General features: G+C 26.7%; 17 protein-coding genes. All 17 read left to right on the top strand.

All coding sequences use genetic code 11. The features are described from left to right. The first annotated feature begins 11 nt into the window (after positions 1 to 11). Entirely contained in the window at positions 12 to 344 is a 333-nt protein-coding gene (locus OYV_RS01220; protein WP_042067866.1) for an HU family DNA-binding protein, read from the top strand. 13 nt (positions 345 to 357) lie between these two features. Next, positions 358 to 501, top strand: a complete 144-nt coding sequence (locus tag OYV_RS04955) for a hypothetical protein (RefSeq protein ID WP_172642337.1) — start codon at positions 358 to 360, stop codon at positions 499 to 501. 37 nt (positions 502 to 538) lie between these two features. Then, positions 539 to 979 (top strand): hypothetical protein, encoded by a 441-nt coding sequence (locus OYV_RS01215; RefSeq protein WP_042067864.1) that lies wholly within the window; start codon positions 539 to 541, stop codon positions 977 to 979. Beyond that, positions 972 to 1,253, top strand: coding sequence for a hypothetical protein (locus tag OYV_RS01210; protein ID WP_042067862.1), 282 nt, complete (start codon positions 972 to 974; stop codon positions 1,251 to 1,253). Before OYV_RS01215 ends, OYV_RS01210 begins: the two co-directional genes overlap by 8 nt. A gap of 24 nt (positions 1,254 to 1,277) precedes the next feature. Continuing rightward, a complete protein-coding gene (locus tag OYV_RS05270) occupies positions 1,278 to 1,649 on the top strand; it encodes a hypothetical protein (protein ID WP_236620252.1) in 372 nt (123 codons plus the stop codon). A 588-nt stretch (positions 1,650 to 2,237) separates the two neighbouring features. Next, entirely contained in the window at positions 2,238 to 3,017 is a 780-nt protein-coding gene (locus OYV_RS01200) for a hypothetical protein (RefSeq protein WP_152550822.1), read from the top strand. A 29-nt stretch (positions 3,018 to 3,046) separates the two neighbouring features. Beyond that, positions 3,047 to 5,152: an AAA family ATPase gene (locus OYV_RS01195; RefSeq protein WP_042067860.1), complete on the top strand. Its 2,106-nt coding sequence runs from the start codon at positions 3,047 to 3,049 to the stop codon at positions 5,150 to 5,152. Positions 5,153 to 5,176: 24 nt separating this feature from the next. Beyond that, positions 5,177 to 6,028 (top strand): hypothetical protein, encoded by an 852-nt coding sequence (locus OYV_RS01190; protein WP_042067858.1) that lies wholly within the window; start codon positions 5,177 to 5,179, stop codon positions 6,026 to 6,028. 370 nt (positions 6,029 to 6,398) lie between these two features. After that, positions 6,399 to 8,375 (top strand): hypothetical protein, encoded by a 1,977-nt coding sequence (locus OYV_RS01185; protein WP_236620251.1) that lies wholly within the window; start codon positions 6,399 to 6,401, stop codon positions 8,373 to 8,375. Between the two features lie 82 nt (positions 8,376 to 8,457). Further along, the gene (locus tag OYV_RS01180) at positions 8,458 to 8,820 is read left to right on the top strand and encodes a hypothetical protein (RefSeq protein ID WP_042067854.1); all 363 of its coding nucleotides are present in this window, start codon (positions 8,458 to 8,460) and stop codon (positions 8,818 to 8,820) included. Positions 8,821 to 8,858: 38 nt separating this feature from the next. Beyond that, the gene (locus OYV_RS01175; RefSeq protein ID WP_201769205.1) at positions 8,859 to 9,362 is read left to right on the top strand and encodes a hypothetical protein; all 504 of its coding nucleotides are present in this window, start codon (positions 8,859 to 8,861) and stop codon (positions 9,360 to 9,362) included. A gap of 507 nt (positions 9,363 to 9,869) precedes the next feature. Continuing rightward, the gene (locus tag OYV_RS01170; RefSeq protein ID WP_042067851.1) at positions 9,870 to 10,238 is read left to right on the top strand and encodes a DUF2963 domain-containing protein; all 369 of its coding nucleotides are present in this window, start codon (positions 9,870 to 9,872) and stop codon (positions 10,236 to 10,238) included. Positions 10,239 to 10,271: 33 nt separating this feature from the next. Beyond that, positions 10,272 to 10,904, top strand: coding sequence for a dTMP kinase (gene tmk / locus OYV_RS01165; RefSeq protein WP_042067849.1), 633 nt, complete (start codon positions 10,272 to 10,274; stop codon positions 10,902 to 10,904). Continuing rightward, positions 10,888 to 11,031 (top strand): hypothetical protein, encoded by a 144-nt coding sequence (locus tag OYV_RS04950; RefSeq protein ID WP_172642336.1) that lies wholly within the window; start codon positions 10,888 to 10,890, stop codon positions 11,029 to 11,031. Before tmk ends, OYV_RS04950 begins: the two co-directional genes overlap by 17 nt. Before the next feature lie 39 nt (positions 11,032 to 11,070). Further along, the gene (locus OYV_RS01160) at positions 11,071 to 11,700 is read left to right on the top strand and encodes a hypothetical protein (RefSeq protein ID WP_042067847.1); all 630 of its coding nucleotides are present in this window, start codon (positions 11,071 to 11,073) and stop codon (positions 11,698 to 11,700) included. Position 11,701: 1 nt separating this feature from the next. After that, positions 11,702 to 13,195, top strand: coding sequence for a replicative DNA helicase (locus tag OYV_RS01155; protein ID WP_042067845.1), 1,494 nt, complete (start codon positions 11,702 to 11,704; stop codon positions 13,193 to 13,195). 11 nt (positions 13,196 to 13,206) lie between these two features. Continuing rightward, on the top strand, positions 13,207 to 14,113 hold a 907-nt coding region (locus OYV_RS01150; protein WP_042067844.1), incomplete at its 3' end, for a hypothetical protein.

Here is a 14,113-nt window from a genome sequence, read left to right as displayed (position 1 = left end):
GGAGAAAAAATATGAATAAAAAAGAATTAATTAAATCAATAGCTGAGGTAAATAAAACCTCAATAACCCAAACCGAAGAGTTTTACAACTCATTTGAAAATGCTCTAATTAAAGCAATCACATCAAATGAAGAAGTGGTTTTATCCTCTAAAATTGGCAAATTCATCTTAAAAACTAGAAAAGCCCACACAACCCCCGAAACTAAATTCATCATCAATAAACAAACAGGCAAAAAAACAGGAAAAAGAACTGGTAAAAACTTAAAAATACCCACAAAAACGGTTGTTAGTTTTAAAATGTCAAAACCAATCAAAGATGAAGTCAAAAAACTTCAATTAAAATAAAAGGAGAAATAATATGAGTGATGCAATGACCGAAGCATACCGAGGAACTTACTTTAAAGACCGTTTAACTACCAAAACCTCCAAAGGTAAATGGCTAAATTTACATCATTCCAACAAAACTTTTAAAAATAAAAAGAAATTATCTAAAAACAAATGAATAAATTTTATAAAAATTATTAAGAAAGTAGGAAATAATGTTGATTTTTTCAATATTTACAATAATTAGCAATTTTATATTAAATTACACTAAAGGATTTACCACTACTGAAATCATGGAAAGAAGATTGGATGGAATCCAAACAACTCTATTTACAATATTAATCATTACTGGTTTTAAACCTATTTTTAAATTAATTAAAAATACAATTGTTTTCATTAAAGAAACTATTCTAAACATATTTTTTCCTAATAAAAAACTTCAAACTTTAGAAATAAAAAACACTAAACAAGAACACCAAGAACAATTATTACTTCAAAAACTAGAACAAATTAAAACTGTGCAAGAAAAATTATTATCCCAAATAGAACAACAAAAACATAAAGTAGCTATTTGGCAATCTAAAAAAGAAAGAAAAAGATTGTTAAAATCTCAAAAAACACACACACCAATCGGAAAGGAAAATCAAAATGACTGATTCAAATTTCACTATTGGTTTTGTATCTGGGGCATTGTTTGTTACTGGTTTATGCTTTGTATTTAAATATCTCTTTTTCAGTTTCCTTCAATTATTAAATCCTAACGATACTTACCCAATTAAAAGAAAAACAAAAGAAAATGAAGCGCCAAAATCAAATAATCAAAAAAATATAAAAGATTTAAAGAAGGATATCGATAAAAAAGTCCCAATCAAGCAAGAATATAAAGAAAATACCCCATTAGAAACCTTAATAAATCAAGAAAATAATTAAAAAAAGAAAGGAAAATTAACTCAAATGAAAATTAAAATAACCCCAAAAAAAATTATTAATAAAAAAACTATCCGAACTAAAAGATATTTTTTCAATCTCTTTTTACTTTTAACAATGATAATTGCAATTACAGGAGGAATTGGTTATTATTTTTTCAATCATTCCAAACAACCTGTTTATGAAATTATTGTCAACAAAAACACTATATTTCAAACCAATAATAATGATTGTTTTGATGATTATAATGACAAAATCAAACAATTAAATGAAGAAATAACTATTAAAAATGAAGAATTAAAAGAGCCTAGTTTGTCTCCACAAGAAAAACAAGTAATAGAACAAATCGTCAAATTAAAAACCCAACAAAAAAAGAATTACAAATTGATTTATTCTTAAAAAAATTCTTAAAAAAATCTGAAGAAGAAATTTTAGAAATTGATAATAAAATCAAAACAACAAATCAATTAGAAGAAAAACATTTACTTACAGAAACAAAATTACTTAAAGAAAAAGAAATTATTAAATATCAAAATTTATTAAAAGATAAAGAATTAAATATTGTTAATATTACACAATTAGACCAAAAATTAGTTCAACCTGATTTAATTAGTACAACTAAAACTGCTTTAGAAAACCAAAAAGCCCAAACCCAAAACAATATAAAAAACATTAATGAACAAATAACTAAAAAAGTAAATCTCATTAATTTAAAAACAAAAAAGAATGTCATTGAACAAGAATTACAAGACCCTCAAATTTCTTCTGAATTAAAACAATATTTAATTAAATATAAAGAAAATACCGAAAAACAAATAACTAATTTAGAAAACCAATAAAATAAATGATTACATTAACACTTATTGAAAAAATATTTATTTGTTTTCTTTGTGCTTTTATCGGATTTGGATTTGCAAATATTATTTATAAACCTCCAAAATATGACTTTATCCAACCTGTTAATTCAACAGACAAAAACAATGTTTTTTGTCTGTTGAACAATCTTTAAATAAAAATAAAGAATTAAAAAATGTTAATTCTTCTTTTAAACCCTCATCTAAAGAAATAGATAATTATTTTTATGATAAAATAATCCCCATAAAAGAAAAAGAAATAGATAATATGAAATGTTATAATGTTCATTTAGGGGAAAACAGCAATATCAAAGACGCCTTAGGATGGCTTCATTATCATTTTCCTAATAAAAATTTTAAAAGTAATTTTAGTTATGCTCTTTACAATAATAATTCTTTAAATAATGAAATTGAATTTCAATACCGCATTAAAGAACCTCCTCCTAAAGATTTTTTATTAGCTTATTTTGATGGCGGAACTAGAGATGGAAAAAATAATCTTTATAATTTAGATACTTTAACTCAAATGGGTAACGGCGCTTCTTCTTTGTATTTTTTTTGGAGTAATAACAGACCTTATATACCAGAATCAACTACTTTTACTCCTGAAAATTATCATTTAGAAATAATATATGATAAAGGAACTAATTATGGTGGTCCTAGTTATTTAGCAATAGATAAAATCATTATTAAAGATATTCAAAAAGATAAAATTGTAGCTGTTTACCCGATTAATCAAAAAATTGAAGAACCCTTTTATATTCATAATTATGATTTTGTGTTAAAATTTCCTTTTTATAATTATATTCAAGAAGGAATGTTGTGGTCGAATAGTCATATTAAATCTTTGAAAAAAATTGATTTATATGAAAAACGTTCTGGACAAAATCGTACTTTATATTATGATGTCTGAATAAAAAAAGATAAAAGAAAGGAACTAATATGAAATTAAAACAAATTTATTTAAATTTGTTAGTTGTATTTGGTTTGGCCATTTTAGGTTTATGGATTTATGGATTTTTTCTAAAAAAATATAACAATAATAATTTATTTCAAAATAACCATCCACCAACCGAACAAAACCAATCTTTTGAAGAAATATCAAAATATCTCGAAGAATTAAAAAAAACTAACGAAGCTCAAATTAATGAAAATAACCAAAGAAATCAACAAATAGAACAATTAACCCAACAAATTAAATTAAATTTAGATTTAATAAGTGATTTTAATGTTGAACTTAAAAACTTAATAACCACCAAAGAAGATAAAGAAAACAACCTCCAAAATAAAGACTTAAAAGAAGAAGAAACGCCCCAATTACAACAAGAAATTATTTCTTTAAACGAAAAAATACAAGAAATTAATGACAAAAAAGAACCAATTCATAAACAAACTTTGGAATTAATAGAACAAAAAAAACAATTATTAACTACAAAATCAAAATCCCAAGAACAAATTAAAACAACCACTTCTCAAATTAATAAAACTAGTAATAATTTATTTATTATTAAAAAAATTCAGACTTTACAAAAAGCGATGTCTTTGAATTACGCCAATAAGAATATCATTAAAGACTTAATGATTCAAAACAAAGATAATACTGACGAATTTCAAAAATTAAAAAGTTATGATTTGTTCTTAGATGGTCAATTAATCCATTTTGACAAACAAATTAAACAATTGCAAGATTATATTCAAGCTATAAAAAACAATATTTCTTATCAACCCCCAAAACAGAAAGTTATGTTTTCTGATGTTTACGGAATGGAAAGAGAAAAAGAAGAGTTAGAAGATTTGATTGAATATTTTCAAGATGATGATCTTGATTTGGTTAATTTTGATAAAGTAACTCCTAGAGGATATTTACTTTATGGCCCACCAGGAACAGGAAAAACACATTTAATGAAAGCGCTTTGTGGCGAAGCTAATGTTCACTTTATTAATTTAATTCCTTCCAAATTCCGACAAAAATACGTTGGTGAAGGTGAAAAAGCAGTTGAAAAAGTTTGGCAAGAAGCAGAATTATATGATAAAGCTATTATCTTTATTGACGAAATCGAAGGATTAGAAAATCGTGATGATTCCAATATTTCTTCAGGAGGAGTCAATGTTATCAATACTTTATTAGATAAATTAGATGGTTTTGAAATTAGCGATAAAAAAATTGTCTTAATTGGAGCTACCAATTATTTAGACAAAATCGATAAAGCATTAAGAAGTAGATTTAGCAAAGAAATTAAAATTGATTTATTAAAAGATGATGAAATTGAAGGTTTTTTACAATTTTTGGTAGCTGATTATAAAATTAGTTATCACGCTTATATTCATTTAAAAGAAATTGCTAACAAATGTAAAGGTAAAAACTATTCTACCAGAGATTTAAAAGACAAAATAATTAATCTTTCTCTTCTTAAATCTAAAAAATATAAACGTAAAAACCCTCAAACCCACGAAGTTATGTTGCCTTCAGACCTAGATGAAGCTATTAATACTTTCCAAAACGTTAAAATTTCTGACACTGAAAAAAAAACTAGAAGAAAAGAGTGCGAAGACCAATATGTAGAATGGAAGCAAGGATTATTAAAATACTTAACTCCCTCTAAAGACAATACTCAAGTAAACAGAAAGTACATCTTCTACGGGCTCGCTGGCTTAGGAAACGGACAATACCCCGAATACGAACCAACGGACCTCGCCACATTCTGCAAAAACCCATTCAATGAATGGCATATCTTAAGTTTCGAATATGACCCAGGAGAAGATTTCACTTATTTCCACACAAACCTCAAATACAAAGATTCACAATTTAATGACCAAATGATAGTATCTCCATCAAATCACTACATAGAACTCAACTACAAAGGCCCCAAATATCTCCTAGAAGAAGATAAAGACTTTTTCATGGATGAAGTTAATTGTCCTACAAACAAAAAAGATGAAGATAATCATGTTATATGTAAAACCTACTACCTCCACTTCAACCCAGTCAAACAATACCTCACCCTTTATACTAAGAAATTTAACACTAAAGAAAATATAAATAAATAAAAATTAGAAAGCGAGTAAAATCATATGGCTAAAAAAATAATTATCACCAAAAAATCCCACCTAAAAACGACAAATAAACCCAATGTAAAAAAAACCAAAACAAAAACTTTTATTAAACAACCCCCAACTCAAAAAACAACCAAAATACCTATAAAAAAATTAAAAATAAATCAACCTCAAAGAAAAACAATTACAAAATCACCTATAATCAAAAAACCTTCAAAACAAATTACCAAAAACAATCCAAAACTCACAAAAATAATTGTTGAAACCCAACAAAAGCAAGATAATTGGTTTGTAAAAATAATCAAAAAAATAACAAAACCAATCCTTATTTTATTACTAATCACACTAATTGGGGGGGCAATATGGTTAATAATTTCTAAATTCTTCCCCGAATTAGCAGCCAAAATTGGACCAATGGCTAAAACTTTTTGGGATAAAATCAAAGATTTGGCTTATTATATAAATGAACGCGGTAAGAATTTTTTAGAATGGCTAGGATTCCCTTTAAAACTAATTCCTTACATATTTAATAGTATTATTATTGCAACTGGCCTCATTTTTGGCTTATCTTGTCTTGGAATTCCAGTTATAGGACCTTACGTAGGTGGAACAATACTAATTGCAACAGCTATTTATGCAGGAATAATTTGGTATTTTAACGAACCAACCCCCAAAGGTGAAACACCACCCCCAAATTTAGTAGAAGTTTATGATTTAGATGCTATCAAAGCAGCAGAAGAGACAAAACTAAAAAAAGAGCTAACAGAATATGCAACAAAACTTTCTCAAGAAGGAAAAACACCAAAAGAAATTGAACAAAAAATTAACGAAAGAATAGAAAAAACCAAAGAATTAAAAAAAAACAACTGAATTAAGGGATTCTAAACAAACCCCTCAACAACCAATCCAAAAACAAAAAGAAAAAACTACAAAAAGTTTATTCAATCCTGAACTTCAAAAACAAATAGAAGAAATAATTCAACAAGAAAGAGAAAAACAAAAGATTTTAGAAACCGAAAAGGGATATTTAAACATTAACCTTCAAGCTCAACAACTAGAAAAATTATCCCTTGAAGGAAAAATAATTGAATTACAATCCCAACTTAAATCTAAAGAAACAACACTCCAACAAACTAAAGATTTATCTGATGAAGAAAAAAATAAATTACAATCAGAAATCGAAGTAATAAAAAATAATATTACAAACCAGAATGAATTAATAGTAAAAAAAGACAACGAGTTGATTTTATCAAAAGAAAAAATAACAACTTTAGAAAAGCAATTGGCTTCAAATATTAAAGATGTAAATCAATTAAAAATTGAAATTGAACAAAAACAAACAGAATTAGAAAACAAAGAACAAAAATTAATAGACCAAAAAAACTTATCAACAAACGAAATCAAACAATTAAATGTTGAAATTAATAATTTAAGAAGCAACATTGAAAAAAGTCAAATCAATTATCAAGCTCAATTATTACTTAAAGAAGAAGAAATAAAACAATTAAAACAAAATGAAGATAAACTAAAACAACAATTAACCCAAAAACAAGAAGAAACCACAAACTTAAGAGAACAACATGTAAAAACTTTGGAAGAAATCCAAAAACAAATTACAAATTACAAAAAAACCGTTTCTGAACTTGAAAATGAAACCCAAAAACTAAAAGAACAAATTATAAAAAATAATGAAAATGCAAAAGAATTGCGAGAGAAATTAAAAACTAAACAAGGACAAATAAATACTATTAATCAAGAAATAGGCAATCTTTCTGGAAAAGAAACCTCTTTACGTCAGGAATTAAGTAATTTAACTTTACCTTATGATGAATGGGCAAAAACAGGAATTAAAGCTAATGAATCAAGGGTAGTAAGAGTAGGCGATTACAAATCAAAAGCCATTTTAAACAATAGGCGTTACTATTCTCCTGTCCCTTTCAAAGTTACCATTACCCCAGAATTATCAGTCAACAACATGGAGGAAGCAAAACAGAATGACCGCCTCACAAAACAAAACACACATATAATATCCAGCGATCCCGTATTCATTAATGGGGTCCAATTTTATTATGCCCAACCTCGATTTTTCAGCGATTGCATATTTTTTGAAGATCCATCGGCAAAAGTTAAAATTTTTAATGTTTTATCAAATCAATTAAGTTGGAAAATTGAATTTGATCATAATGTAAGTACTACTCCCCCACCAAAAGAGCTTAATAATTATCAGGCCAAATTGCAACAAAAAACAGCCGATTTGAATGCAATTACGGGAAAATTAGGTAATAAAAAACAAGAATACGAACAAGAACAAAAAGAATATAATAATTTAATTAACAACCAACAACCCGATGATACTTTACAACAGGAATTAAATAAAAAAGAATCTCGTATTAACAGTTTAAAAGATGAAATGAAACAACTAGAAATCAACGAACAAAGATTCAGAAGTGAAATTGACACTTTAAAAACTGAAAATAAAAATTTAAAAGAAAAATATACTAATGATTTAAACGAAATCAAACAAGAACTTGATGCAACTAAAACCGAAAACAAACAACTAGAAAAAGAAATGCAAGAGATACAAGATGAATTAGTTAAAAACGGTAACGTTGATGATGCATTAATTAAACAACTAAATGAAAAACAATCTAAAATCAAAGAGCTAACTAGTAAAATTAATAACTTAGAAACTAATGAGGCACAATTACAAACAATCATCAAACAAAAAGATGAAGAAATAAATCAACTACAACAAACTATTCAACAACAATCGCAAGAAATACAAAGATTAACAATTCAATTAGAACAACAAATAAATCTTTTCGCCGAACAAGGTAAAAAGATTTTACAATTAGAAGGAACAATTAAAGGGTTAGAATCAGCCAATAGTGGATTAAGTGAAAACAACAAAGAATTACAACATCAAATTGATAAATTAAACAATGAATTAGCATTAGCAAAAGAAGCCCACACAACAATGAAAGAACAATTAGACAAACAAATCGTTGATTTAGCAGCCAAACACCAACAATTAATAACCAATGAAACTCAATTAAAAACCCAAAACAAAGAATGGAAAACTAAATCAGACATTACAAAAACAACTACCATGATAGGCGCCTTAGGTGGACCCGCAGGCATGGTTGTAGGTGCAGCTACTGGTTTGGTTGTTAACGAAGTAATAGATGCATGGAAAGCTCTAAAACGTTGGTGGTAACAATAATGCATATTTTTGCATTATTGTTCTGTTTATGTTAAAATGATAATGAGTTAAATTAAAAAAAGGAAGTATTTTTAATATGGAATTATTTTATAAATTAATCATTATAGGATTTTTATTTCTTCTTTTTATTGTTACAATCCCTTTGTGTATTTATTTTTATCAAAATCACCAAAACAAAAAGAGAATTACAAAAATCAATTTAAAATCAACAATATTTTTTTATTATATTAAATTATTTTTGAGTACGTTGGTAATTGGAATAATTGCTTTTATTTGGTATATGAAAGTCAAAACAAACAACCAAAGTGATCAACATACAATTAACCCCCCCCAAATAGAAACACATGATGAATGGTTTGAAAGTAAAAAAAACAAAGAGAAAGTGAAAGTTATCACGATTCATATAGAATTGATTATAGCGAAAAAAACAAAGAAGTAATACAAACACTAAAAGCAAGTGAAATAACTCATCTTGAAATGGTTGGCTCCGATGGTTCTAAAACTAAAATCGAAGGAACACCGATGATTAAAAGAAAGTACATCTTCTACGGACTCGCTGGCTTAGGAAACGGACAATACCCCGAATACGAACCAACGGACCTCGCCACATTCTGCAAAAACCCATTCAATGAATGGCATATCTTAAGTTTCGAATATGACCCAGGAGAAGATTTCACTTATTTCCACACAAACCTCAAATACAAAGATTCACAATTTAATGACCAAATGATAGTATCTCCATCAAATCACTACATAGAACTCAACTACAAAGGCCCCAAATATCTCCTAGAAGAAGATAAAGACTTTTTCATGGATGAAGTTAATTGTCCTACAAACAAAAAAGATGAAGATAATCATGTTATATGTAAAACCTACTACCTCCACTTCAACCCAGTCAAACAATACCTCACCCTTTATACTAAGAAATTTAATATTAAATCACCAGAAGAAAAAACTAAATCAAGATCAAGAAGCATTTAAAAACACAATTAATAAAAACCCTAATGCCCATTAAACACATTATTTTGCCCCTTAAAGACGTTTAAAATAATTATTTTAAATATATCAAACTATATTTTTAAAACGATTTAAAGGCCAATATTTTGATTTAAAAAAATCAGTAAAATAAAATACAACTAAGACCTTCAATTTGGAGGTCTTTTTTTATATCCAATTTTCTTGAAAGGAAAAAAATATGAAATTATTAATAAAAATATTATCTTTGTTTTTTTAAATCTTTGTCATTTTGTATTATTTTTTATATTTTGTCATCACATATTTCTTCTTTATTTTTGCACTTATTTTGTACATTTTATTTCTCTCATTATATAGATAAAATAATTGATTTTATTTTTTACAGGTGTTTGCTTAATATTGATTTTTAGTATAGCAACAATTTAAGAAAATTAAACAAAATAAATCTTAACCAAGACTCTCATCACGAGAGTCTTTTTTTTATGCCCAAATTAAGATTAAAAGGAGAAAACAATGAAAACAATCAAAAAAGAATTTATTGACAATTACGGATATAAAGTTATTCAAGAATACGATAAAGATACTGGTACATCTATTAAAGACATTTTTTATCAACTTGATGGTAAAACTATTCATTACATAGATGAATACGACAAAGCTACTAGCAATATTATTAAAAAAACTGTGTATCAACTTGATGGAAAAACTATTGACTATGCATATGAATACGATAAAAAGTATCGTAACATGTTTAAATATATTGAATATCAACCTGATGGAATAACTTTTAAAGAAATAAGCGAATACGATTATGATGAAGAACCAATCACAACAACATATTACAATCTCGATGGAACAATTAGTGATATCATTAACTTTTAAAAATCCAACAAAAATCAAAAAAAGGAGCATAAAATGAAATTAATCGTTTTCGAAGGACTCGACGGTAGCGGAAAAACAAGTCTAATAAAAAGTGTTAAACAAGAATTAACAAAACAAGGTAACGAAGTAATTGTTATTCGAGGTTTAGGTAGTTCTACAATCGGGAATTCTATACGTGAAACGTTTTTAACCCACAATACTTTGCATAATTTAACTAGATATTTTTTAAGTTTTGCCAACATGATTCAAACCCAAGAAGAACTCATCAAACCCAACTTACAAACAAACAAAATCATTTTAGTAGATAGATGGTTAGGCTCTAATTTCGCCTATCGCATATATCCTTCAAAAATTGACAAAAATTACCAAATTTTTAACAAATTAAGAAAAAAATTCATCAAACCTGATATCACTATTTATCTAAAAATTAATCCTCAATTAGGTTTGGAACGAAAACTAAACCAAAGAAATCACCAATTAGATGTGATTGAAACTAGTTCCTTAACTTATTTTCAACAAGTAGAAAAGGGATATTATGAATTTTTGAAAAAACAAAACCTAGGAATTAAAATCATCTTAAATAATATGAATGATAAAGATGCTAATTTTAATCAACAATACATTATCAAAAAAATAGGTGAAATAAAAAATGGCAATAATAATTAAGAAAAAATGTCAAAACGGCAATTTATATATCTATTATAGCAACGGCAAAATCAAAACTATTAAAAAAGATGGAACTATTCAATGGCGTACCAAAAAAATTAAATTTAAAAACCCAAAAAGACTCTAATTAAAGAGTCTTTTTTTATTTAGAAAGGAATTTACTTAAATGAACCAATTGACTAATTTACATTTTAAAAATATCAACATTTTGAATCAAAAATCTTTGTGTGTTAACATTACTAAACAAATAATCCAACCATCTTTATTCAACAAACCATTTAACGAATATATGATAAAAACCCATAACCTTTTAAACGAATATCTTAATAATAAACAACACAATTCTCAAAGTCAAAAAGTAATCCGTGGTAAAATCAATGAATATTTCATTTTATTATATTTTCAAAATAAAGGAATCATCAATTTATACCCCCAGGCTTATTTATTCTTCATTACAGACATAAAATTTGATTTAGTTTTATTCACAGAAACCAAACGAATAATGGCGTTTAATTTCAAAACATGTCTTCGTGATCGCTATAAACAAGCCATGGTAGAAGGGCAACAATTAAAAAAACTCGATACTCGTTTTGAATTTTATTTATTAACCAACAACGAACCAGAAACTCAAAGACTAAACAATAAAATCAATCAAGGAAAAGTACAAGGTATTAATCAAGTAATTAACTTATTTTCCAATTCAGCCAACAATTTCTTACAAAACTTAATTAACACCAAATTCATCCCTTTTTCTAACATCAACATGATTAAAAAAGAAAAAAAGGAGTTAATATAAAATGTTAACAAACGAACAAAAAGCGTTAAAACAATTAATAAATTATATCGAACAAGGCAAATGGGAAAAGTTAAACCTTTATTGCCAAATCATCAACCCCAAAACCCTACTTGACCCCAACAACACAAAAATATTTACAGCTTTAAAATATTTATTTTTAGAAAAACAAACATCTCATCCGTGGGACAAACTCACTACAAAAACAATTATTATCAAAGATTTATTAACATATTTACAAACTAATTTCCCCCAAGATAATTTTACTTTAGATTATTTAAATTATTTAAACGATGATTTTAATAACCAAAATAATACTCATTTTTTAGACAATCTAAAACATACCTATACTCAAGAAAAACTATTTCAACAATTAATAAAAATCATTAGCCCCACATACGAAAACCAAGACCCCTACCACAAAAATTTATATTACCAAGAAATATTTGATAAATTAAGAAATTTTATCTCTTCAATCCCCCACAAAAACGATAAAACACACTTTACTTTAAACCAAATGGCCTCTTTACATCCTGAATTTTTTGATACCGATCAACAATCAAGACAAAAAATCCAAGAAGAATATTACCGTCTATCAGAAACTTTCCGAGGTTTAAATCAAGCCACAAAAGGCTTTAAAAAGGGTCAAATCATCACCATTGGTGGCTATACTGGATTAGGTAAAACAACTTTTGTCTATAATCTTCTTTTAAATATAGCAAAAACCAAACACAAAGAAATATCTCATTATCCTCATATTTTGGTATTTTCTTATGAAATGACCTTAGAAGAAAATTTAAATCGTTTATTAGCCCACCAAACTCAAATTCCTCTAGATGTTATTTTAGATAAAAATTTTGAAGATACCAATATCACACCACTCAAATACACGGAAAGGATGAAAATAGCAAAACATTTTTTCGCCAACATAAATTTATCATTTAGTTATGATAAAAGCAAAAATATTGATTATGTAATCGATTTAGTTTATAGTCTTCATTTAGAAAAACAAGTAGAAATCATCGTTATCGACCACCTTCAAATAACCAAAACCACAAATCACTTAGAAAATGATCGCTTAGCCATTGACGAAATTATGACGAAACTCAAACAATTAGCCATGGAATTAAATATCGTTATTATCATTCTCTCACAATTTTCCAGAGATACATACAGTAATTTTCAAGGGAAATCCCCTGAAATCACCGCTTTAAAAGGATCAGGTGGCATTGAAACTAACTCTGATATTGTTTTAATCATGTCAGAATTCCAATCCAAAATATCCAAAGACAAAGAAAAACCCATAAATATATATAATTCAACCTTAGAAGAACTATATTCAGACTATAATGACAATGAAAATCAAAAAATAATCGAAGTATGTATCAAAAAGAATCGAAGCGGTACGAAAAAAAACTTAGTTTATCACTTTGAAATGACCACGCAAACCTTCCAAGAAATCGGTTATGTTTTACCTTATTCATTAGAAAGTTATTAAGGAGTTTATCAATGAATTATCAAGATAAAATCAAACACATCCAAACTCATTTCCCCATGTCGGTGTTATTAAAAAAATTAAATATAATACCACCAAACTTCAACCCCAAATATCGTTTCCCTTGTCCCCTTCATCAAGGAAAAAATCCTACTTGTTGCCATTTAACTTCAGATAATAAAATTCATTGTTGGAAATGTTGTAAAGATTACGATATTATTGATGTTTATATGGAAATAAGAGGAATTAAAACCTTCAATAACGCTCTTGAAAAAATCAATAACTTTATGAAAACTCAAGAATTTAAAAACTTAATCCAACAACAAACTTCCACCCCTAATATTTCTTGCAAACCTTTTAAATATCAATTCCACCACAATAAAATCAACAACCCAATTGATGAAAAAGAAATTAACGTTACAAAAACACAATTATTTAAAGAAATATCACCTTTATTTAACCAAATTAGAGATTATTATCATTATTTATTAACCACTAACCGAAATAATGAATCTCACCTAGGATTAGAATATTTAACTCAAAAAAGAAAATTAACTCTAGAAACCATCAAAGAATTTCAACTAGGTTATGCCCCATTATCTGATAAACCTTTATCTTTTCGTTTAGTAAATTATTTTAAAAAGCAAAATATCGATACAACAAAATTAATCGAATATGGTTTTATCAAAGATAAAACCAATCAACAAAATAAAACATATTATCACGATACTTTTCATGGTTCCATCATTATCCCCATTGAAAACGGATATAATAAAACATTTCATTTTTATCAAAATAACTTTCGCGAAGTTTCTTACTTTCAACCTAAATATCAAGCTTTAACTAATTTTAGTCAAACACCTACTTTTCATTTCAGTTATCGTTTTTTTGAAGCGTTACCTTTTATCAAACAAACCAAAA

It is taken from the genome of 'Chrysanthemum coronarium' phytoplasma (assembly GCF_000744065.1).
GTDB classification, from domain to species: domain Bacteria; phylum Bacillota_I; class Bacilli_A; order Acholeplasmatales; family Acholeplasmataceae; genus Phytoplasma; species Phytoplasma asteris.
Note: the sequence above shows the minus strand (reverse complement) of the source record. Positions and strands in the feature narration are given on the sequence as shown.